This is a genomic window from Paenibacillus turicensis, from assembly GCF_050461185.1.
Taxonomy (GTDB): Bacteria; Bacillota; Bacilli; order Paenibacillales; family Paenibacillaceae; genus Fontibacillus; species Fontibacillus turicensis_A.
The window spans coordinates 93001-114917 of record NZ_JBCMOR010000018.1 but is presented as its reverse complement, the minus strand read 5'-3'; the positions used below and the strand labels follow the sequence as shown (position 1 = coordinate 114917).

Sequence of the window (21917 nt, the reverse complement as noted above, 5' to 3'; positions counted from 1 at the left end):
CCATTAAACGGGATTTCTTATCCACATATGGCGCAACAGGGTGAGTATATACAACGTAATAGCCATTAATCATAAGCCGTGGAACTGATTTAGTCAAAGGGATAGGCTCAGTATTTTTGGCTGCGGAAACGGACAACACGGGTAACATACTTAGAGTAAAGGTAAGCAAAAACGCCATAAATAAAGTCAGTTTTTTAGTTTTGTTATGCATGAGTACACTCCTTTAAATTAGAAAATATTAACTGGCTCTATACTATTAACGATTTTTAAAACCCAAATGTTTCATATATTAGTAAATCAAGTGTTTTATATGTATATATGATGGTATTCAAAATTAAAAACAATTTCAAATGCTCTTGCAAAAATAATATTATAGATAAACTAATTCAAATATTTATACGATTTTCATATAATCAAAGCCGATTTTAAGAGAGATAAGACGATATTCATATTATTCTTGAATTATGGAACCGAGCAGAATAGAAGGTGAGGTGCAAATTTGAAGTGATATTTACTTTGAGTAATTTATTTGGGATTGTATATGTTATTACGCTAATAGGTGTTTATTTTTTGGTTAAATATATAGTTAACACTAAGTGGTTTGAAGAGGTCGCTAAACAGCAAAATAAAGGGTTTAACTTATATACTAGCAAGAGTTATAGAAATGAAAATGGTGACGGGGATAAGTAAGTGGGGGAGCTAAACAATATAATTTGATTAAGGAGAAACTACATGAATATTTTAGACCGAATGTCAAGCGTACAGCTATTTTCTGATCATGACGCAAACTATCCTGAAGAGGCGGAAAAACTTGCCCGCGCACGACAGCGTGGGAAGGCACTCTGTTTTGAAATTAATCAATTACATCCAGACGAAACTGAGAAACGTTCTTTATTATTAAAACAACTCTTCGGAAGTATAGGAGAAAATGTGTGGGTAGAGCCGCCGATTCGTATGGCTTATGGTTCTAATACTACTGTAGGTAGTAACGTATATATTAATTTTAACCTAACGATTATCGATGATTATAAAGTTACCATTGGAAATAATGTGATGTTTGGCCCTAATGTAACGATTGCTGTTACTAATCACCCAGTGCATCCCGACCTGCGGAGGGAAGGTGACATGTATGCTCTTCCTGTTGTTATTGAAGATCATGTATGGATTGGAAGTGGTGCTATTATTTTGCCAGGTGTAACGATTGGGAAAGGGTGTGTTATTGGAGCAGGAGCAATAGTCACAAAGGATATTCCAGCTAACGTAATTGCTGTGGGTAACCCCTGTAGGGTGCTTCGTGAAATTACGGATAACGACAGAACATACTACTATAAAAATATGCGTACTGACCAAGTACAATGGTAATGGATGAGGTGGAATAAATGATTAAATTAGTACTTACAGATATGGATGGAACTTTTTTAAATCGTTCAGGCGAGTTTAATAAACAATTATATCAGGATGTTAAAAAGATAATGAAGAAACAAGGTGTTGTATTTGCTCCAGTCACTGGGAAGCAATGTGAACGTGTAGAAGAGTTATTTGGGAATGAAGCTGCTGATTTATGGATATTAGGTGATAGTGCAACTCGAATTAAGCACAATGGTGAATTTGTTTATGAAAGCTTGCTCAGTAATAAACTAGGGTTAGAAATTATTCAGCTTTTGGAGGAAATTCATTTAGATCAAACGATTATTGCTTGTACTAGAAGTGGCGCGGTGATTAAAGATACAGCAGATACCGATATTGTTAGAAGATCGTATGCAGAGGTTAGACAAGTATGTGACTTTAACGAAATTACAGAGGATTTTGTAAAAATAACTGTTTATGATTCCAAACTGCGGAGTTTTGAAACAAAGGAGAAATTAACACGCTTTTTCAAATCGGCTTATATTGTAGCTTCTGAGGCGGCTTGGATTGATATTGCGAACGTAAACGTGCATAAAGGAACAACAGTTGAGCACTTGCAGAAATTATTAAATGTTACACCCGCAGAAACTATGGCGTTTGGTGATGGATATAATGATCTAGAACTTATGCTTCGGGCAGAATTTAGTTTTGCAGTGCGAAACGCAGTTCCAGAGTTAAAAGACGCAGCTAATTATATTACTGGCTATAATGATGATGACGCGGTAATGAAAACGATTATTCACTTACTTTCTCTTCAGAAAAATGGGTGATTAGTATACCTATTTGAATTGAAATGCTTCCCACTGTTGGGAAGCATTTTTTGGTGAGGGAGTAGTTTTTATTTATTATTATTAATTTTTCGATATTCATGGGGGACTACACCTACCATTTTGCGAAAAACTTGAGAAAAATAACTAGCGTCTTGAAAACCACATGTTAGTGATATCTCACTGATCGTTCTATCTGTATCACTTAACAATTCACAGCTTTTTTGTATCCGATATTTAGTTAAATATGAATTTGGGGATTGTCCTATATACTTTCCAAAAAGAATACAGCATTGACTTCGACTCACAGATCCTGCTGAGGCAATATCATTTAGGGTGATTTTGCGTTCGTAATTTCCGTGAATAAAATCCGTCATCTTCCAAATATATAACAAGGACTGATCGATATCAGTTTGCTCTACTTTTTCTTCAATACGATCTCCAATATCTGCGCATAAGGATATAGCTATCGATAACAATCGAAGGGGATTAATTTTAGGTTTTTGAAACTCATCATAAATGGAAAGGAGAATATTAAGGATCTCTTTATGCCAACGTACTTGGTCTGTAAATAAAACATAATCTTGTGTAGTTGAACCAAATTTGGTCTCCCAATATTCTTGTCCAATCCATTGTTTATTGCCAAGTAATGAAGGATGTACACAAACGACAATATACTCACAATCGGTTTTATCGGACGAAAACCCATAATGTAGACGTTTACTATTCACAAATAAGCCGTGTCCTTCTTCTAAATGAATGGTCTCACCATTCACGAAAAAATCCATATATCCTTTGAGTACAACGATGAATTCTAAGTCTAGATGCCAATGGCATGCTACAGTCAGTTTGTCAAAAGGGATTAAGTTCCCTTTTTTTATATAAAGATTAAAATTGTTAATTCTATAATTTAACTGTTCAGATAAATCTGAAAATACATCAAGATTCATTGTTTTACTTCCTCCGAAGGTGTAGCAATTTTATATATCATTTTAAATCAAACAGTTCTTAAAACAAAATATATTGATGAAATTCCATCCCTTAGGGAACTTTAAAATAAGGAGAGAATCATTGTAACTTTTAATCATTGTAGCTTTAAAATTGATTATTACCTCTCTAATTTCTAATAGTTAATTCTATCACTAAAACTATAATGAGGGCAGATAAAAATGAATCAAACTTCGAGTAATTCAAAGGAAGAAAAGAAGCTAAAATGGTGGCAACTAAGCTTGTTAGGGGTTGCGGGGACAATTGGCACGGGCTACTTTTTAGGATCGGGGCTGGCGATATCCATTGGTGGACCTGGGGTGTTGGTTGCCTATGTTCTAGCGGCGCTGGGTACATATGTTGTATTTGATGCTCTGGCACGGATGACGGCACAACAGCCAGAGCAAGGCTCGTTTCGATCTTATGCTAAGAAGGCATTTGGAGATTGGGCTGGCTTTGGGAGTGGGTGGGTATATTGGTTCTCGGAATTATTAATTATAGGCAGTCAATTGACAGCGTTAGCTATCTTTTCCCGCTTTTGGTTCCCAGCGGTACCAATGTGGGTGTTTGCCGCAGGTTTTGGTGCTGTGAGCTTAGTGATCGTATTTTTTGGTAATAAAGGCTTTGATCGGGTTGAAAATGTATTAGCGATTATTAAAATGGCGGCCATTGTGATGTTTTTAGTCATTGCAGTGGCGTTATTAGCGGGTTGGATTGGTGGTAATAAATATACACCGAATGTGCCCACACGTCTTCCAGAGTTGTTCCCATCAGGGGGGATTGGGTTATGGTCTGCTTTTATCTTTGCCTTTTATGCGTATGGTGGCATTGAGGTGCTAGGGATTATGTCATACCGACTTCAAAAGCCGAAAGAGGCACCTAAAGCAGGTAAAGTAATGCTTATTACACTTGCCGTTGTTTATGTGCTGTCTATTGGTTTAGCTGTCACTATGGTTCCATTAGGTGTGTTTAACCCGAAGGAAAGCCCTTTTGTACTTGCGTTACGAAGCGACCACCTAGCGTTTGTCCCACATTTGTTTAATGGGGTGCTGATTGTGGCAGGGTTTTCGACCATGACGGCTTCCCTGTATGCGATTAACTCAATGATGCATACCCTTGCGCAGGAGGGGGATGCTCCGCATGTATTTGCTAAGAAGTGGAAGGATAAGTATCCTTTTTATGCATTGTGTTTAATTGCTGTAGGACTAGTGGGTACGATCATGATGTCGTTATGGTTGCCTGGAAAAGTGTACGAATATATTACAACCGCAGCGGGGTTAATGATTTTGTACAATTGGTCCTTTATTTTGCTCTCTTCAAAAAGACTGCTTGAAAAGTCCAAATTAAGTGGGATAAAGCGTTGGATTGGTTTGATCCTTATTGCAGCAGCAGTTGTAGGCACGTTGTTCCATAAGCTAAGTCGACCAGGACTTTATATTAGTTTACTCATTGTGGCCCTAATTGCACTTAGTGATTGGATTGTGACTCGTGTGCGTAAAAAGCAGGAGAGCACTGAGCAGAAGGGAGAAGCTGAACAGACAGAACAGACAGAACAGACAGAACAGACAGACAGTTCTCAGCAGGAAAAGCAGAAGCAGTTATCTATGAATAAAAAAATGAATAAAGAAGATAATCCTTATCACAATCTCCCTGGTGGGCCACAGTTTTGGATTAAAGGGATTCGGCTTAGCAAAAGCAAGCTGGAGTAAAGCTGATCACTGATTATTCTTTACTGAAAAAAGAGTAGCTGTACAGCTTGTACACCAAAATATAAGCCAAAGCCAACAAGCGATAGCCCTGATGAAATCGAGATTATTTTCAAGAGGCGATTTGTTAATATTTTGCGGAAAATGCTAGATGCGCCTGCCATCAGTACATCCCAAAGTAAAATGCCAAACACGATTGCTCCGCTATATACCAATAATTGATCCATCGAATACTCACTCGTCATTTTTGCTAATATTGAGCCATAGATCCCAAGCCAGAACAAAATGGAGAGCGGATTAAATAACGACATTAGAAAGCCAGAGGTAAAGGATTTAAATAAGGATTCTCCTACTTCTCTTGTCTCTAGCGATGTCACTTGCTCTGAATTCACAATGCTTTCTACCCCTGTATACACAAGGACAAAAAAGCCAAATAACCATAAAAATGCTTTAATAAAAGGTGCATCGAGCAAATGGATCATGCCAAAATAGACTAGTAGCATATAAATAATATCAGCGCATACCGCACCAAGACCAACTACCCACGCATGCATAAATCCTCGCTTGAGCCCCTTGTCCAATTGTGCGGCGTTTATAGGTCCGATCGGTGCGGAAAGGGATAATCCTAAGAAAATATAACTTATAAAAATGTTGATGTTGTCCACCTTCCTTTCCTAAAAAAGCTTATTCCTAGTGGAGGAGGATTATGACAACAAAAGACAACGAAAAGAAGACCTGCTTAATAGCAAGTCTTCTTAAATTCCACCTTTTTAAATTTCTAAAATTAATGCTATAAATAGTAATTCATAGCCCTTTTCGGTAAAGGTTAGACCTCAACCAGTTCGGGTCTTTTCACTTGAAGTGGTGGCGGAATTAACCAACCATTTTTCTTCATTAAGCGTAAAATTTTTAGTCCAATTGCAGCCATGGTAACGTGATATTTACCAAATAGAGCACCAATGTCCTCGCGAATTGACATTCCCATGACCTGGCTACAAGCCACCAACGATGCAGCAGTATTTGCCGCAAGCATCGCTGCAATCTCAGGATCGGTAAATCTTGCACCTACTGGAATGTCTTCAAGCTTAGCTTCAGGACGTTGAGGCATTGCAGGTGCTGAAGCAATACCTTGATGAGATAATAGCTCATCACATTCGCTAATTTCAAGCTCAGCTTGATCGATTAAAGCTGCTAAGATTTTTTTTAGCTCATGATCGCCAGCGTGATAGCTGTACGCTCTGTAAGCAGATAATGCACCTTTAGCTACAGTTGAGGCTTGCCATACACTGAAAATTTCTCCGTAATGCATTGGTTCTTCTTTTGGATTACCACCTAAAATACCTGCCATTATAATAAGCTCCTTTATAAATTAGATTTGAACAATGGTTAACATACCCCAACAGACAAGTGAAAATACTGAAAGTAAAATGATGAACTTGCAACAAATTTACACTTCGATATACAATTCACCAAAGCTTACACTTCAATAATGATGGGTAAAATCATTGGACGACGTTTTGTTTTTTCGTATAAAAACTTACTTAAAACATCTTTAATTGTCTGTTTCATAATGTTCCATTGCCCAAGATCAGCAGGACTCATTTTTTCCAAGGTGTCTTTCACAAGCTTGTTGACCTCTTCCATTAAGGTGTCTGAATTCCTGACGTAAATAAACCCTCGCGAGATCGTATCAGGCTCGTTCAGAAGGCGACCATCACTTTGATTTAAAGTAATGACTGTAATGAGTATCCCATCAGCGGAAAGCTGGCGTCGGTCACGCAACACGATATTACCGATATCACCAATCCCTAGTCCATCTACAAAAATTTGTCCTGCTGGAACTCGTCCTGATTGACGGACAACACCACCAACAGATTCAACGAGGTCTCCATTTTTTAAAATGTAGATGTTATCGCCTTGTACGCCAACCGCCTCAGCTAACAACCGATGATGATGTAGCATCCGATATTCGCCATGAATCGGAATAAAATACTCTGGTTTCATTAAGGTGAGCATTAGTTTTAATTCGTCCTGACTGCCATGACCAGATACATGAAGCTCACTTCTTGATCCGTAAATGACGTTTGCACCAAGTAAATACAAATTATCTACAATTCGTGAGACGTTACGTTCATTACCTGGTATCGGATTCGCCGCAAGTAGGACTGTATCTCCTGCACCGATTTCCATAAGTCTGTTACTTGCATTCGCTAAACGGGATAATGCCGCCATTGGTTCACCTTGACTCCCAGTGACAAGCACTGCTACCTCATGTGGCGGTAGCTTTGCAGCTTCTGTAGGCTCGATAAGCATACCTTCTGGGATATTTAAATAACCTAGCTCCTTAGACACGTTCACTACGTTCACCATGCTACGTCCAAGTAAAGCAAGCTTACGCCCTGTTAGCTCAGCCGCATCAACTACCTGCTGTAGTCGGTGTACATTAGAAGCGAAGGTGGATACAAAAATTCTACGATCTGCTTTTTTAAAGGCTTCTTCCATATGAGCACCAACAAGCTTTTCCGATGGAGTAAATCCAGGCCGTTCAGCATTTGTACTTTCAGAGAGCAAGAACCGGACACCTTTTTCGCCAATCGACGCCATTTTATGTATATCCGGATATTGTTTGTTTACGGGGGTGAGATCAAATTTGAAATCACCTGTATGCACAACTGTACCTTCAGGGGTATCAAACACGACACCAAGGCAATCAGGTATACTATGATTTGTTCGGAAGAAGCTAGTTGTAATCTGACCAAAGTTTAAAACGGAATCTGAATCGATACAATGTAAGCTAGTTTGTCGTAACAATCCATGCTCTTTTAGTTTTGTTTCAATTAATCCTAGTGTGAGACGAGAAGCATAAATTGGGATGTTAAGTTGTTTGAGCAGGTAGGGGATACCACCGATATGATCTTCATGTCCATGGGTCACCACCAACGCCCTTAATTTATCTATATTGTTCAACAAATAAGAGACATCGGGAATAATTAAATCAATCCCAAGTAAACTCTCATCAGGGAATTTTGAACCGCAGTCAATGACAATAATATCGTTTCCATATTGCAGAAAGTACATGTTTTTGCCAACCTCATATACTCCGCCAAGTGCAGCAATTAACAATCTTTCCTCAGGCATAGTTAATCCTCCTTGTATCAATTATTGCTTAGTATGTTTGGAGGACTGGTGAAATATCCATTTTATTTAATTGAAGTGAAACGAAATAAGGCGAAACTACAGATTAGTTAACTCTCTTGTAACTAATCTAATTTCGCCCTAAAATAACTTATGAAATTTAATAAACCACATATTAAATGGCTTTGTCTTAAAATAGTTCCTTAATGGTAGCAACAGCGTAGGCACAGAGGGATTGTGGAGCGAGCCTTTAAAGCCCGATTGTGTCCTAATGAGTCAATGTTCAAATAATAGGGCTTTAACAGTGAGTAAAACAACGCTCTGTACCGTAGCGGTTCTCCTTTTTTACTATTGGGCATTATTTTAATAAATTCGATAATTCCCACTTAACGCTAACATACTGAAAAAGTACAAGCAGTTATCATAATAACGACGTTCACCTGTACGTAAAGGGGTATCCCAAAATAACTGCACAAAATGCTTAGCATGTGGCCCATCCGCCGCAAGAGAGGCCATCGCATTAGTTGCTAATAAGCCGATTGGATGAAGTGATGGCTCATCAAAAGGTTGTCCATCAATTGTATACCTGCGGTAATCACTCACTTCTTTATCACTAAAGAACTGTTGAATGCGATTACATTCCTCCACTTGCCAAGGGTCCTTTCCGAACCATTCCCAGTCGAGTCCTACATTTGCCGCTACACGATAGGAGTCGCTGTAAAAGTGACTAAAATCGCCATGAGGCTGAGGAGGTGTTGGTGTTCCATCATAGTGAGCATATTCAGGTGCAAGTCCTGTTGTTGGGTGGCAAGCTTTATGTAGGTATTGTCTGCTTGCTTCCGTTGCTTCTTGCCAAAACTCGGCATCCTCCTCATTAGCATATAGGGCAAATAATTCATAGAAGTGAGGTAGATGATAAGAAGGATCACTAAAAGGTAAACCAGGGACAAATTTAATTAGTTTATTTTCAGGGTCCCACATCGGATCACCTTGTCCATCCTCGCCTTTGTGAATACAAGCGGATAACAAGGTCTTAGCTTGCTCTGAATAATTGTAAGGTGCTGCCCCGTCTCCCCAACGTTTTGAGGCAAAAAATAAAGCCATTGCAAAAAACTCTTCACCATCTGGTGCTGATCCTGGTGAAATGATCGTTCCGTCTGGTTTACAATGCCAAGCAAAATAATGCTTATGTGGCCCTTCTTTATGTTGCATAAAGGTGTGAGCAAAATTCCATAGTCGATCAAACTCTTCTTTTTTATCCATTTGAACCGCCATCATCATGCCATAGGACATGCCTTCTGTACGTACGTCTAGATTACCTGTATCTAAAAAATAACCTTTATCCTCACCCATCGGATAATAAATACGCACATCAGGATCGCCATAAAACAATTGGTTCCACGTGTCCTCTACTTTTGCTCGAATTTCATCCTCTGAATAACCAAGCTCAGCAAATAGATTTCTATAATTATGAGTGTAAAATGCCCCAGTAGGTTGAATTGTCATGCTTATTCCTCCTTATAGTGAATTTGCTTTGATTATAGCATAGGTAGGGATGGACAAATTAAAGGAGTTATCCTTGAAAACATAGATCAAATCTTCCTTGGAAATTGGCGTGATCTTCTAAGTGCTGAACTAGATTAAAATGTGATACACTATTGCTTGGCATTATACTTAATCGCTTAGAATTTTAGTTAGGCTTGAATTTATACTCTATTATATAGAAAGATGTGCAGGAAATAGGAACTGCTGCGTCTTCAGGGGGAAATATGGCAATACTTACTGCGGTTCTTATCTTTTTATTTACGCTCACGTTGGTCATTTGGCAACCTAAAGGTTTAAGTATTGGTTGGTCGGCTTCGATTGGAGCGATCATTGCACTTGTCTGTGGTGTAGTCAGCTTTGTAGACGTTGGCACGGTTACAGGCTTAATTTGGAATGCGACATTGACGTTTGTTGCGCTTATTTTTATTTCATTAATTTTAGACGAAGTTGGCCTGTTTGAATGGTCAGCCTTGCATATGGCACGATTGGCGAAAGGCAACGGTACATTAATGTTTGTTTTTGTCATTTTGCTTGGTGCAGGCGTGTCTGCATTATTTGCAAATGATGGTGCGGCACTGATTATGACGCCAATTGTATTATCGATGGTTCGTGCATTGAATTTTGAAAATAAAATGGTTTTACCGTTTGTGATGGCTAGTGGTTTTATTGCAGATACGGTGTCTTTGCCCCTAATCATTAGTAATCTTACCAATATCGTATCCGCTGACTTTTTTAAAATTGGATTTGGGGAATATGCGAGTGTCATGATTGTACCTAATTTCTTTTCTATGATTAGTAGCTTGCTCGTTTTATATCTTTGTTTTCGTAAAGGAATCCCACAACACTATAGTATGGAGCAGTTAAAAATGCCTAGGGAAGCCATCAAGGATATGACTTTATTTAAGCTGTCTTGGGGGATTTTGGCGTTGCTACTTATTGCTTATTTTACAAGTGAGGCGATGGGAGTTCCGGTTTCGTTCATTGCTTGCATCGCAGCGTTTTTATTTGTATTGATCGCTCGTAAAAGTCCACATATTCAAACTAAGAAGCTCATTAAAGAAGCACCTTGGACGATTGTTATTTTTTCAATTGGGATGTATGTCGTTGTGTATGGTTTACGGAACGTGGGCTTAACGGATGCATTAGGTAAAGTAATTGAGTCTGTAGCAGAGCAGGGGGTAATGGCAGCTACGGTGGGCATGGGTTTTATTGCCGCCTTTTTATCCTCTGTGATGAATAACCTACCTACCGTTTTAATCAATGCTTTAGCAATTGGGGGTACGCATACGGAAGGAATTATTCGCGAGGCACTAATTTATGCCAATGTGGTGGGTTCAGATTTAGGTCCCAAAATAACGCCAATCGGTTCACTTGCCACGTTAATCTGGTTACATGTTTTGTCCCGTAAAGGAGTTAAAATCACTTGGGGTTATTACTTTAAGATTGGTGTTTTGCTCACCGTCCCTACCTTATTGATTACGTTGCTTAGCTTGGCAGGTTGGTTGTATTTAATTCGTACTATTCATTTAAATGTGATTGTTTCTACGCTCGTTGTTGCGGTTATTGTTATAGGTATTATATTTTTAGCGATTAAAGTATTGGGAAGAAAACAAGCTATGTCGATGACGGAAAATAGTGGGGCATAGTAGGAAAAATACAAACGTTAAAAAGTAATGATCGATCGAAACTATCAATTTAGCTATGAATCCAAACTAATGAATGGTGGGGTTTGCAGATGAGTAAGGAGCAGGAAATAAAGAAGTTTGAGCAAAGATTTAGTGATGATGTGATTGAAATTGTGGCTGTTACGGGACCTTCTGGAGTAGGTGGCGGCAAAGCTGGTGGGGATACGTTGTGGCGTGCATCGATTGATTTGGTGGCTTGGAGAGAGTCAGCTTCTTCTGACGTGATTCAAGAGGAAAAAAGACTGGAATGGCTAGCGGATGATAAGCAGCTTGATGAGTCTAGAGAATGGCTCGATAAGGATAGTATCGTTAAGCTTGCTGTGCGACGTGGCGAAAGTTCCTTTATGCTTGTTAAAGTATTAAGTGGTAGCTTCCATGATAAAGAGTTAGAAGCATTACGTGATGAAATGCAGAAGCCAGTCTATTATACAGATGAGAAGTTAGGCACGTTTACACTGGATCGCTCCGTTCAAACCTTTGAAAAGTCTATTGTATGGGCAAAAGAGGAAGGTAAATTGTATTTTGATCATGATGAGCCTGAAGAGATGACAGCAGCGTTAGCAACTGCGCACACGTTGTTTGAGGATGAGCTAAAATGGAGCGACAGCATTCGTAGCTATGCGGCAGAGGAGTTACTAGATTTAGCTAATGACTGGCTTGCTGATGATGAAGATGCTGAGTTAGATGAAATTACAACAGAGATTTTTATTTCTAAATTAGAGTTGAGCAGTATTTCGGTAAGTACAAATGGTGATTTTACGATTTATTTCTATGACGGGGATATGTTCTGGGGACATGTCATTATCGTTGAGGGTAACGTCAATGGAACTTTTGATTCGGCGTATATCGCAGGATAGGCTAATTATAGGGGCTAAACCAAGCAATATAAATATAAAAATGAGCTAAGCAATTAAGCTAGCTCATTTTTTGGTATTCACATTTTTGTATCGACATAGGATTCTTTAATTCTTTAAAGCTCAATCTCTGCATCACGACTTGGATCGAAGTATTTATATACCCCTGGGTTAAGTTCAATCTTTTCTGTAAGTGGAAGGTTAGAATAGCGGTCTATATTAACACCTGTACTTACCATCCCTTTAGGTGAAACATCTGGAATCAGTTCCTCTCCATTTATCCGCAATGTCGTTTGATTTACACTTTTGAAGCCTTTTGAATCGGAGCTTGCTTCAACTACAAGTTTTCCATCCTCTGTATAATACGTAAAGTTAATCGTAAAGCCATCTACAAGCATTGAGGTTTTCTGTTTATTAGCAGTAGGCTGTTGTAATGTGACCCAGTTTTTACTTGTATCTCTTTTTGTAACCGTTGCATCCTTCAAGATCAACTTCATCGGGGTATCAGCCCAATTTTTGTACCGTTGTGGGGACTCAAATTGAAATAGATGTTGAAACTTGTCTCTGCCCTCTACCTCTTTTAAGTTCCAACCGCCGGTTATGGTTTTATCGCCAACTATTAGCTTGGCAGTGCTGTAGTGAACAATTCCTTTCTTAAGTGAGCCTTGCTCCTCAATGTTAACCATAATGTCCAGTGGGGATATAATAAGCTGCTGTAACGTTATCCCTGTCTTCTCAACAAACTGTGGTGTAGCTTGAAGTTCCTTGGCGAAAATGGCTTCACTTGCTTTTTTGCCGTCGGCATGGAAGGCGAGCTCCCACGTACCCGAAATTCGTTTAGTCTCATCGGTATAAGTTAAATGAAGCTGGGCTTGTTCCCATCCCTTAGCATTTACATCAAACACCTGCTCAATTAGAAGTTGCTTTTTGTCGGTTGGTAAATAGGTGGGGATCGCTTCTTTATGCTGATTGTGATCATTCAGTGTTAAGCGTGGTATTGCGTCTCCTAAATTTTTGGGGTCACCAGGAATTGCATAACGGATCACGGTTTGTTCCTTGATGTGAGCGATAGACTCAATTTGAATAACTGGATATTTAGTATCGCCTGTATAAATCATATCTCCAGCTTTAAAGCTTGCTTTTAAAGGGATCTCTTTATTTTTATAAAATATTAAATTTTGAGCTTCAAATTTGAAGTTTTTGCTACCGTCTTTTAGTGAATCAGGGGTTTCATAAATGCCAAGTAGCTTTTTACTGTCGGGGTCATATGATAAGTAACCTGACACTTTAGCTTTAGAATTCCCTTCACCAGTCATAATATTGTTTTCTGTTGAAAAACCTTCATAGCTAGTTAAATCCTCATTTTTATTGTTAACATCTAAGGATAATATCATTTTCATTTTTTCCCCGTCTGTAACAACGCCATGGAGGTTCATGGTTACTCCTTCATCGCTGACATGTAAATCATATTGCTGCCCAATCCCATTACTTAACGCAGTAGCAACATTTCCACCGCCAATTTTATCCCAGTTAAGCGCCACGCCAGCAAACACAGGAACTGCAAACAAAAGGAGGGATGCTATAGCAACACTCACTGGCATTGCTTTCAGCTTTTGTCTAAATGAGAAACGAGGTAGATTTGTGGTTTGTGTAGTTTGAGCGTGTGTTTGTCGACGCTTTGCTTCTGTTTCGATATTGCTCCATATCAAGTCATAATTAGGCTGCGGAATGCTATGCTCCTTATCTAAATGTGCTTTCACGAATAAATCATCTCCTTCGGCCTAGACTCGACCATTTTATTTAGCAATTTCAAACCTTTATGAATTCTCGATTTTACTGTCCCCTCGGGAATATTCCTCGTTTTGGCAATTTCAGCAATGGATAGTTCGTTAATATAGCGAAGCACGATGACCGTTCTAATTTTATCGGGGAGTTGCTTGTACACTGTGGCCATTTCTTGTTTAGTTTCTTGAGCCGTCAACTGATTTTCCACCGGATTTGCATTGTCTGATTTAGATAATACAAAGTTGCGTATTTCTTTTAAGATCCCGTTTTTCCGCCTTCTTAGGACGGAGTTGCACTCATTAGACGCGATTCTCAAAATCCATGCCTTCATATTTGTGACCTTCGATTTATCAGCTAAAATTACTTTTACAAATACTTCTTGGGTAATGTCCTCAGCATCAGCTTGATTTTTCATATAGTAATAACAAAAGTGATAAACCTGTTCTTTATATAGCTCAAAAAGCTCTCGATCATTCAAAGTTGTGCACCCCCTTCGTTGTTGTTGTTGTTGTTGTCATGGTATAGACAGATAAGGGTAAACAAACGTTCATTTTTATTTGTTAAACTAAAGAATACAGATTGTATGTAATATTAATAAAAATGTTTAAGTGAGAGCAAAGTTAGGTTTATTCTGCTCTTTATATGGAGGATTTAAAATGAAAATGATGTTAAAGCAAAAAAGATTTAAGATAACTATTATATCTTTTTTAGTAGTTACTTTGTTAGTTGTTTCGTTTACTTACATGAAGCAAAAAGTTGTGACAGATGCTAAATCGGCTGCTAAAGCCGAGATAATTAAAAATACAGAGCTACATGTCTTAAATGCGGAAGAGCATCCGGAGATGACACTTGACGGTGCAGTGATTATGATTATGCCAGATATGGAGGTCTTTATAGGTGGAGATGTTGTTTTTCACAAAGAGTTGACTGATGTTAAATATATGAAAATCAGCTACTATTATATCGAGGATGGAGATGCCATTCCTTTGCGAGTAAATGTATTTACAACTGAAGGTTCTGAACATGGAATGAGTTTTAAGAAACAAGATATGGGGACTGAACGAGGAGAAAATTTAATTTCAACGAAAAAGGTTGCACTTTTCAATGATATTTTACGATTTTCAGCAGAAGGTACCTTCATGAATGGGGAAAGGTTTGAGTATACCACCAAGGTTAATGTTAAAAAGGTATATTAAAAGTAACTCAAACCTATAAATATGGACCACTTGAGAGAGGGGAAAAGAAATTTTAAATTATAAAGGATTCTGAGTTAAAGCTGTGATAGTATCTGCCCGAATGTGCTGTAAAATGTAGAACGCAATAATCGGGATCTGTCACTCCTAGAGGATAATATAAGTTGTCTCCTTCAAGCCATATCATTTCTTTAGAAGATATATCCTCCAATACCTGCATCGTGCCCTTAAGCATCATCCCTTTAAACTGCTGTGGATCACAAAAATAGAGAGAAGCTTTAGGGTTGGCACGAAATTGCTTGACTCTCATAGAGGAAGTATTCGTAGTGAAGTAAAAATGCTGAATCCCTTCTATTTTACGGGGAGGCAACATTGCTTTAGTATTAGGAAAACCATCTTCATCTACAGAGCTAACAAAAGAAACACTATGATGGAGAAGCAATTCGTTTAAAATGTGTTCCATATCTTCTTTAACCCCAGTTTTTTTAGGCATATCATGTTACTTCCTTTCAAATGTAATATTTGTTTAGAATATAACATGACAAAAGTTACAAGCCCATTACTTACTTTTTTGTTAGTAGGAGGCTTCTACTGGGGATATTATTAAATAAAACCAAGCTGCTTAAGTAAATCCTCTTGCCCATGTTCTAACATAAGCTCAACCCCAATTGATTGCATGATGGTAATGGCTTCAAGCATTTTGACCCCACGTTCTGTCAGTGAATACTCTACCCGTAAGGGATAGCCATCGTACTTTTTTTTGTTTACCATGCCACTACTGATAAGCTCATGTAGCTGTTCGATCAGTACCTTTTCACTAATCCCTTGAATATCAGAGCGAAGCTTGGACAAGGAACAAGATTGCTTACCTAATTGCCATAATAAAATGGGCTTCCATTTTCCTTTAGTAACATCATGTGTCATTTCTAGCGGACATGTATATTCGTTACGTATTTTCAAGTTTGGCACACTTCCTTTGTAGCTTCTTGTCTTATTTTTCATTATAATACTTTGCTCTTTGTTATATAGTATAATAATTATTGATATTTATAGTGAGGTTTGCATATAAGTGAATGAATATGACCACTGAGTTGGTTTAAATAGAGAAGGGTTGGATTTTATTGAAGGCAAGCTTAGAGCAATTGTGTAAAAGTAATATTTCGTTAGCTCCATATTCGACGTATGCGATTGGGGGAGAGGCTAGATTTTTAGCGATGCCCCAGACAACAGATCAGCTTATTGAACTGATGGAGAATGTGAAGACGAGTGGGTTAAATCCGGTGTTTTTTGGCATGGGATCGAATATTTTATTCCCAGATCAGCCACATCCAGATACATTGTTTTTATCCTTGCGAGAACATATTGAAATCAAATACAAATCGATAAATGAGTTATATGTATCTGCGGGCACACCAATGGCGATGTTATCCTTATTAGGGATTCAAGCAGGGATCAGTGATTTTGGATTTACCTTTTTACTACCCGGTACATTTGGTGGCGGCGTTTATATGAATGCCAAATATTTTAGTAACCAAATCAACGAGTTATTAACGCTTGTTTATTATATTGATGTAGACCATCTTGAACGTGGTATTCAATCTATTGATGTAGCTGATTGTAAATTTGCTTATAAGCATTCCATTTTTATGGAGCATAATTGGTTTATTGTTGGCGCAGATTTGAAGCTGAAATCGCCAATCGTACATGAAGATAGATTGTTACAGTTCATTTCCCAAGCCCACAAAATGGCTTTTACCGCTTCTGACTTAGGCCAATTTGCGGATTATTATGTGAAGCAACTTGAAATATTGGAGCAACGGGGAGAGGCACATACTGAAGCGATGCGTGCAGTCATTAATGATCGCATGGGTAAGCATCATTTTGACTATCCTTCCTGTGGTTCTGTATTTAAAAATAACTATAACATTGGAGAGCCGATTGGCAAGCTAGCAGATCGTTTGAATTTGCGTGGAACACAGCGAGGTCAAGCGATGATCTCACCGGTACACGGTAATGTGATTCAAAATCGTGGGGGAGCGAAAGCTCAGGACGTGATTGAATTAATTAAGCTGGTTCAAGATGCGATTTCTAGAGAGTTTGGATTCGTGCCAGAGTGTGAGCTTGTTATTGTGTAACAGCTTAGAAGGGAGGAAGGAGGATGAAGCAACCTATCCCAAGTGCAGAATGGCTTCATGTAGCTCGTTGGTTACCTGCGATTGACTGGAATGTGAAGCTATTTGGCGCACATGAGCAAGTGGTCAAATGTGGATGGAAGGTACCTGAGGATGTCCATGTGGGCTTTGAAATTCATGTTGTGCTACAGGGCAGTCAAGAAACATGGATGGAGCAAGTACATTATGAGCTACAGGCAGGGGATATCCTCCTTGTTCCACCAGGCTTCAAGCATACGATTCATTGTAATGATGAAAATGGGCTGCATTATTTTTGTGCTCATTTTAACGTGGATGATCCTGTTTTTAGGCAAGAGATGGCGATCCGTGAACAAATTCTGTTTAAGTCAGGGACCGTTGAAAATGCTAGGCTACATGAAATTGTGCAGGACTGGCTAGCTATTTTACGTCAAGAAGGAAGCTATACAACAGGAGATCGCTTTCGGATCCAGATGGTATTGTTTCAGTTGCTCAATTTTTTAGCTGAACGGCACCCCTCAGAGCTAGGTGAGCAGGATACGTTGTCTCCTTCTTCCCTACATTATGCTAAGGCGATTGCAGAGAGCATCAAAACTCGTTTTCAAGCTCAGCTAGAGCGCGGTAATGGTAATAGTTATACTGAGGGGCAAGGGATTGCAGTTAAAATTGAAGATATTGCAACATCGCTTGGTATTACGTCAGGGTATTGCTTAGAAATATTTCGGAAAGTATATGGAACTTCGCCACGGCAGTATTTATCTGATTTACTACTCAATGAGGCGAAGCTGTTGATTCAGCAACCTGAGTTGTCCATTAAGGAAATTGCAGGAAGGCTTGGTTATACTCAGCTATCCCATTTTAGCAGACAGTTTAAACGTTGGACAGGCATGAGTCCATTACAGTATCGGCAGATGAAAACGAATAAGGTAGATAGTTAAGGCTCAACCTTAAAATCAGTGCTTGACAATAGGCAAACGAAGCGGAGGAGCAGAGAGATGGTGGAAAAGCGATAGCGGTACAATCTTTCTGTAAGAAAGATACTTCGAGAGCATAAACCACTTTAAAGTCCCACTTTTATCATTTCAAGTCAAGTTATAAAAAAAAGTGGGACTTTAACAGCGGTTGAAACCATTCTCTGCTACGTAGCCTCCCACCCCAAAGATTGTCAAGGACTGATTAATATGTTAAGCCATAGTTAACGGGGTTAACTTAATTTAAATTGTTACGGTATTGATTGGGCGTCATGCCCATGTACTTTTTGAACACTTGATAAAAATACTTTTCATCTCCATAACCTACATCATGGGCAACATCGCCAATTCGTAGACTTTGATCTACAAGCTTTTCACAAGCGGCATCAATCCGTATTTTGTGTAAGTAGTCTAAAAAGCTTGTTTTCATTTCTTGTTTAAATAAAAGGCTGATGTAGCCCGGTGTAATATACACTTCTCTGGCTACGTCCTCTCGGCTAATATTTTTAGTATAATTTTGTTTTATATAGTTAAGTACATTTTCAAATAGCTTATTGCTATTTTTTTTCGTCGTTAATTGCTTACTCACCTTTAAAGCGGTATCAGATAAAGCTGAAATTAATTCCTCTTGGCTTGAGCGAGCTAGAATAGAGGTCATCTCGGTTAGATCTTGTCCAAAAACCTGACTGACATCCACGTTATTTTCAATACATAAATGATACAGTGAAAAAAATAAAGCAAAGCTAGATTTTAGCACCTGATCCTTAGATGCAATTTCTGGATTTAATGCTTGATTAAAATTGTGTAACGTTGCATTAATACTATCAAACTCACCATGTCGTACCGCTTTGAGTACTGCCTTTTCCTCAGCAAGTGGGTAGGAGCTCATCGACGATTCTTCCTCCACCGCATCCATATAATCAACAACCTTTGCGGTTCCTGCATAATAGCCAATATCAAGTGCTTTTGAGGCTTCGAGAAAAGAAAGTCGTACATGCTCAATTTGATTATTGAAGCTACCGATACCAATAGAAACGGTAAATTTCAGATACCTTTCGGTATTTCGCTGAATCGTCTCAATGTAGCCCGCTAGCTGCTTGCGATCTAGCCATTTCTCTGTGTTGAGAATAACAACGATATCATCTTGGTATTCAAATACTGCACATGGACATAATGCCGTCGTCATTTCGGAAATCATATTTTTTATGGCAAATTTAAATAATTCGATGTCCTCAGTGCCGTATTTTTGCTGCAAGGCAAGAAAATGATCGATTTTGACGATCATTACGCCATACATAACATGGGGAAAAGTAATTCCGTTCATATTAAGTGTCTCCAGTAAGCGCTGATAAGGAGGAGACTCTGTTGTAACCAGTCTACTTAAAGTCTGCTCCTTTAGTAGTGGCAACGTTTCACGGAAGCTTTTCTTTAATTTTTCTAGCGCTTGATTTTGAACCTGTTCTTCATTAATTTGCGAGGTGAGATGAACAATCGTTTCCAAAATTTCCTGCCGACGACTTGGCTTCAATAAATAATCACTTGCTCCAAGGCTCAAAGCTTTTTGTGCATACGTAAATTCCCCATATCCACTCATAATGACCGTTTTAATCAACGGGTATTTCTGAGCAACAATCTCGATAAGCTTAAGCCCATCTAATTCTGGCATTCTAATATCTGTCAAAATAATATCTACATGCAACTTCTCTAGTAGCTCTAGAGCTTCAAGCCCATCTCTGGCTTCGGCAACAATTTCAATATTATGCTCTTTCCAATCGATTAAATCGCGTATTCCGGTTCTTGCACGTTCTTCATCATCAACAAGCATTAAGTTAATCATGAAAGTATCCCTCCTAAATGTCCCTAGTTATAGGAATCTTAATGATTACTTTTGTTCCTTGGCCGACTTGGCTGTCATATTGTAATTGGTATTGATCCTTGTAGTAATGACGTAATCTGGCATGTACATTATGAACTGCATATCCGCCAACATCTTGCCCTGTATGCACATCATCATCCTCGGGAAGTGCTGTAATTTGTTTAATCGTATGCTCACTCATGCCACCACCATTATCCATGATACAAAAAATCAGTTTATCATCTTCAAGTTGTCCTGTTATCGAAATAAAGCCACCTTCGCGTTTCTGCTCAATGCCATGAATAATTGCATTTTCAATAAATGGCTGTAAGCATAGCTTTAAAATTACATAATGATCTAATTCATCCGGAATATTAATATCATATCTTAACTTTTCCTTAAAGCGCATTTGTTGTAAGGACAAGTATAATGCAATAAATTCCTTCTCCTTTCCTACACTTGTAAAGCTTTTCCCTTGATTTAAGCTAAGGCGAAATAAGCGTGACAAGTTAATAATCATCTCACTGATGCGGTCTTGTCCTGCGGCCTCTGCCTCCCAAAAAATTGTATCTAACATATTGTACAAAAAATGTGGGTTAATTTGTGATTGTAGCGCTTTTAGCTCTGCTTCTTGCTCCTTGAGGCGAAGCACATACACATCGTTTACTAACGTTTTCATGTTGGACACCATGTTATTGTAACCTTTGCTTAAATGGCCTATTTCGTCCCAATATTTAATTTCAACACTTTCATCAAACTGTCCATTTTGGAATTTGCGCATCGAAAGCAATAAATTTTTCAGTGGAGCGGTTAAAAAGCTAGTTAATACCATTAACAAAGGAACACACAACACTAAACAAATGACGATCAGTAAAATGACAAATGATTTAATTGAATTTAACTCATTGGTTAATAAGCTCATTGGAATGCTGTACAAGGTCCTCAGTCCATTATCGTTCACGCTATAGGATATTAACACATCCTCTTTGTTGGACTTAACAATTGTTGAGCCTGAACTTCCTGGATTTAATGGAAGCAAAAAATGAAAGGCATCATTACTTTGATCGTAAAACGATTTGCCAGCCGTAAGTAATGGAGTACCATCCTGATCTAAAATTGCGATTCCATGATTGTCATCATATAAGTTTTTTAAATATCTATTACGTATTGTATCGACGTTAACCCCTACAAAAATAAATCCTATTTTATGTCCGTTATTAATATCACGAATGATCCGCGTCATTCCGATCTTGCTATTGCGATTATATTGAATAAAAAGGTTATTATTGTTAGTTAATGAGAACCAGTAGGATGCACCGTTAAGATCAAGAGATTTATTGTAAATGTCACTGGTGCTAAAGTCGCTTAAACTGGAAGCCCCATTGCTACCATCGGTAGATACTTCATATAAAGCACTGTTTTTTTCGCCATAAATGGATAAGTAATCGAAGCTTCCTGTAACTAGCATTTGATTCATAATTGAGGCCGTAGGGCCATTATATAACATCGATTCCACCTGATTGCTTCCAATAGAGCCACTACGCAAAATGTCTTGAACCACATTCGTAAGTGTAAATACAGTGACCCAATCTGAAATCGTTTGCTGTAAGGTATTCATATTGTTGTTAATTTCTTTGACCACACCAAGGTTGGTGCTACTCACTTTGTTAACAATTTGTTTTTTTGAAGTTTGAAAGGAATAATAACCAAGTATCAGTGAGACGATAGTAAGGAGCGTGAAAAATAAAGTAATAATTTTAAATTTCAGGCTCATATTTAAACTTTGCTTAAATAGCTTTGAAAGCACATCATCACTACCTTTTTTTAAAGATGAAGTTGTTAGTATTCTAGCCTGTCTACTGTATTTATACAATGTG

General features: G+C 38.3%; 19 protein-coding genes and 1 pseudogene. 8 read left to right on the top strand and 12 right to left on the bottom strand.

Annotation, left to right across the window (positions count from 1 at the left end; genetic code table 11):
- Positions 1-211: pseudogene (locus ABE099_RS19595) on the bottom strand (hypothetical protein); the annotation flags it as partial.
- 521 nt (positions 212-732) lie between these two features.
- On the opposite strand from ABE099_RS19595, the gene ABE099_RS19590 reads away from it, so the two are divergent.
- A complete protein-coding gene (locus ABE099_RS19590; RefSeq protein ID WP_430033138.1) occupies positions 733-1362 on the top strand; it encodes a sugar O-acetyltransferase in 630 nt (209 codons plus the stop codon).
- A gap of 17 nt (positions 1363-1379) precedes the next feature.
- The gene (locus ABE099_RS19585) at positions 1380-2177 is read left to right on the top strand and encodes an HAD family hydrolase (RefSeq protein WP_430033136.1); all 798 of its coding nucleotides are present in this window, start codon (positions 1380-1382) and stop codon (positions 2175-2177) included.
- 68 nt (positions 2178-2245) lie between these two features.
- On the opposite strand, the gene ABE099_RS19580 is transcribed toward ABE099_RS19585, so the two are convergent.
- Positions 2246-3124, bottom strand: coding sequence for an AraC family transcriptional regulator (locus ABE099_RS19580; RefSeq protein WP_430033135.1), 879 nt, complete (start codon positions 3122-3124; stop codon positions 2246-2248).
- A gap of 219 nt (positions 3125-3343) precedes the next feature.
- Between ABE099_RS19580 and ABE099_RS19575 the strand changes: the two genes are divergently transcribed.
- The gene (locus ABE099_RS19575; protein WP_430033132.1) at positions 3344-4870 is read left to right on the top strand and encodes an amino acid permease; all 1527 of its coding nucleotides are present in this window, start codon (positions 3344-3346) and stop codon (positions 4868-4870) included.
- A 20-nt stretch (positions 4871-4890) separates the two neighbouring features.
- On the opposite strand, the gene ABE099_RS19570 is transcribed toward ABE099_RS19575, so the two are convergent.
- The 4 genes from ABE099_RS19570 to ABE099_RS19555 form a co-directional block, all read right to left on the bottom strand.
- Entirely contained in the window at positions 4891-5523 is a 633-nt protein-coding gene (locus tag ABE099_RS19570) for a LysE family transporter (protein WP_430033144.1), read from the bottom strand.
- A gap of 170 nt (positions 5524-5693) precedes the next feature.
- Positions 5694-6215 carry a DUF3231 family protein gene (locus ABE099_RS19565; RefSeq protein ID WP_430033130.1) on the bottom strand — a complete coding sequence of 174 codons (522 nt, stop codon included), beginning with the start codon at positions 6213-6215 and terminating at the stop codon, positions 5694-5696.
- Positions 6216-6343: 128 nt separating this feature from the next.
- On the bottom strand, positions 6344-8005 hold the full coding sequence (locus ABE099_RS19560; RefSeq protein WP_430033128.1) for a ribonuclease J: 1662 nt from the start codon (positions 8003-8005) through the stop codon (positions 6344-6346).
- 360 nt (positions 8006-8365) lie between these two features.
- Positions 8366-9508: a glycosyl hydrolase family 8 gene (locus tag ABE099_RS19555; RefSeq protein WP_430033126.1), complete on the bottom strand. Its 1143-nt coding sequence runs from the start codon at positions 9506-9508 to the stop codon at positions 8366-8368.
- Positions 9509-9771: 263 nt separating this feature from the next.
- On the opposite strand from ABE099_RS19555, the gene ABE099_RS19550 reads away from it, so the two are divergent.
- Both ABE099_RS19550 and ABE099_RS19545 read left to right on the top strand, forming a co-directional pair.
- A complete protein-coding gene (locus ABE099_RS19550; protein WP_430033123.1) occupies positions 9772-11193 on the top strand; it encodes an arsenic transporter in 1422 nt (473 codons plus the stop codon).
- Positions 11194-11282: 89 nt separating this feature from the next.
- Positions 11283-12089, top strand: a complete 807-nt coding sequence (locus ABE099_RS19545; protein ID WP_430033121.1) for a DUF2262 domain-containing protein — start codon at positions 11283-11285, stop codon at positions 12087-12089.
- Positions 12090-12202: 113 nt separating this feature from the next.
- On the opposite strand, the gene ABE099_RS19540 is transcribed toward ABE099_RS19545, so the two are convergent.
- Both ABE099_RS19540 and ABE099_RS19535 read right to left on the bottom strand, forming a co-directional pair.
- The gene (locus ABE099_RS19540; RefSeq protein WP_430033119.1) at positions 12203-13846 is read right to left on the bottom strand and encodes a DUF4179 domain-containing protein; all 1644 of its coding nucleotides are present in this window, start codon (positions 13844-13846) and stop codon (positions 12203-12205) included.
- Positions 13843-14349 (bottom strand): RNA polymerase sigma factor, encoded by a 507-nt coding sequence (locus tag ABE099_RS19535; protein WP_430033117.1) that lies wholly within the window; start codon positions 14347-14349, stop codon positions 13843-13845. Before ABE099_RS19535 ends, ABE099_RS19540 begins: the two co-directional genes overlap by 4 nt.
- A gap of 178 nt (positions 14350-14527) precedes the next feature.
- On the opposite strand from ABE099_RS19535, the gene ABE099_RS19530 reads away from it, so the two are divergent.
- Positions 14528-15067, top strand: coding sequence for a hypothetical protein (locus tag ABE099_RS19530; protein WP_430033115.1), 540 nt, complete (start codon positions 14528-14530; stop codon positions 15065-15067).
- Between the two features lie 52 nt (positions 15068-15119).
- Here ABE099_RS19530 and ABE099_RS19525 read toward each other — a convergent pair whose 3' ends face one another.
- Together ABE099_RS19525 and ABE099_RS19520 are read right to left on the bottom strand one after the other, a co-directional pair.
- The gene (locus ABE099_RS19525) at positions 15120-15557 is read right to left on the bottom strand and encodes a pyridoxamine 5'-phosphate oxidase family protein (protein WP_430033113.1); all 438 of its coding nucleotides are present in this window, start codon (positions 15555-15557) and stop codon (positions 15120-15122) included.
- A gap of 110 nt (positions 15558-15667) precedes the next feature.
- Positions 15668-16066: a winged helix-turn-helix transcriptional regulator gene (locus ABE099_RS19520; RefSeq protein WP_430033111.1), complete on the bottom strand. Its 399-nt coding sequence runs from the start codon at positions 16064-16066 to the stop codon at positions 15668-15670.
- A gap of 119 nt (positions 16067-16185) precedes the next feature.
- On the opposite strand from ABE099_RS19520, the gene ABE099_RS19515 reads away from it, so the two are divergent.
- Both ABE099_RS19515 and ABE099_RS19510 read left to right on the top strand, forming a co-directional pair.
- On the top strand, positions 16186-17199 hold the full coding sequence (locus ABE099_RS19515) for a UDP-N-acetylmuramate dehydrogenase (RefSeq protein ID WP_430033108.1): 1014 nt from the start codon (positions 16186-16188) through the stop codon (positions 17197-17199).
- 23 nt (positions 17200-17222) lie between these two features.
- Positions 17223-18152, top strand: a complete 930-nt coding sequence (locus ABE099_RS19510) for a helix-turn-helix domain-containing protein (RefSeq protein ID WP_430033106.1) — start codon at positions 17223-17225, stop codon at positions 18150-18152.
- 271 nt (positions 18153-18423) lie between these two features.
- On the opposite strand, the gene ABE099_RS19505 is transcribed toward ABE099_RS19510, so the two are convergent.
- Both ABE099_RS19505 and ABE099_RS19500 read right to left on the bottom strand, forming a co-directional pair.
- A complete protein-coding gene (locus ABE099_RS19505; RefSeq protein WP_430033104.1) occupies positions 18424-20022 on the bottom strand; it encodes a response regulator in 1599 nt (532 codons plus the stop codon).
- Positions 20023-20035: 13 nt separating this feature from the next.
- Positions 20036-21814 (bottom strand): sensor histidine kinase, encoded by a 1779-nt coding sequence (locus ABE099_RS19500; protein ID WP_430033102.1) that lies wholly within the window; start codon positions 21812-21814, stop codon positions 20036-20038.
- Positions 21815-21917: the final 103 nt, after the last annotated feature.

Excerpts from the sequence above, each read along its gene's own strand:
- ABE099_RS19590 (WP_430033138.1), top strand. The coding sequence starts at position 733 with ATGAATATTTTAGACCGAATGTCAAGCGTACAGCTATTTTCTGATCAT.
- ABE099_RS19585 (WP_430033136.1), top strand. The coding sequence starts at position 1,380 with ATGATTAAATTAGTACTTACAGATATGGATGGAACTTTTTTAAATCGT.
- ABE099_RS19580 (WP_430033135.1), bottom strand. The coding sequence starts at position 3,124 with ATGAATCTTGATGTATTTTCAGATTTATCTGAACAGTTAAATTATAGA.
- ABE099_RS19575 (WP_430033132.1), top strand. The coding sequence starts at position 3,344 with ATGAATCAAACTTCGAGTAATTCAAAGGAAGAAAAGAAGCTAAAATGG.
- ABE099_RS19565 (WP_430033130.1), bottom strand. The coding sequence starts at position 6,215 with ATGGCAGGTATTTTAGGTGGTAATCCAAAAGAAGAACCAATGCATTAC.
- ABE099_RS19560 (WP_430033128.1), bottom strand. The coding sequence starts at position 8,005 with ATGCCTGAGGAAAGATTGTTAATTGCTGCACTTGGCGGAGTATATGAG.
- ABE099_RS19555 (WP_430033126.1), bottom strand. The coding sequence starts at position 9,508 with ATGACAATTCAACCTACTGGGGCATTTTACACTCATAATTATAGAAAT.
- ABE099_RS19550 (WP_430033123.1), top strand. The coding sequence starts at position 9,772 with ATGGCAATACTTACTGCGGTTCTTATCTTTTTATTTACGCTCACGTTG.
- ABE099_RS19545 (WP_430033121.1), top strand. The coding sequence starts at position 11,283 with ATGAGTAAGGAGCAGGAAATAAAGAAGTTTGAGCAAAGATTTAGTGAT.
- ABE099_RS19530 (WP_430033115.1), top strand. The coding sequence starts at position 14,528 with ATGAAAATGATGTTAAAGCAAAAAAGATTTAAGATAACTATTATATCT.
- ABE099_RS19525 (WP_430033113.1), bottom strand. The coding sequence starts at position 15,557 with ATGCCTAAAAAAACTGGGGTTAAAGAAGATATGGAACACATTTTAAAC.
- ABE099_RS19520 (WP_430033111.1), bottom strand. The coding sequence starts at position 16,066 with ATGAAAAATAAGACAAGAAGCTACAAAGGAAGTGTGCCAAACTTGAAA.
- ABE099_RS19510 (WP_430033106.1), top strand. The coding sequence starts at position 17,223 with ATGAAGCAACCTATCCCAAGTGCAGAATGGCTTCATGTAGCTCGTTGG.
- ABE099_RS19505 (WP_430033104.1), bottom strand. The coding sequence starts at position 20,022 with ATGATTAACTTAATGCTTGTTGATGATGAAGAACGTGCAAGAACCGGA.
- ABE099_RS19500 (WP_430033102.1), bottom strand. The coding sequence starts at position 21,814 with ATGAGCCTGAAATTTAAAATTATTACTTTATTTTTCACGCTCCTTACT.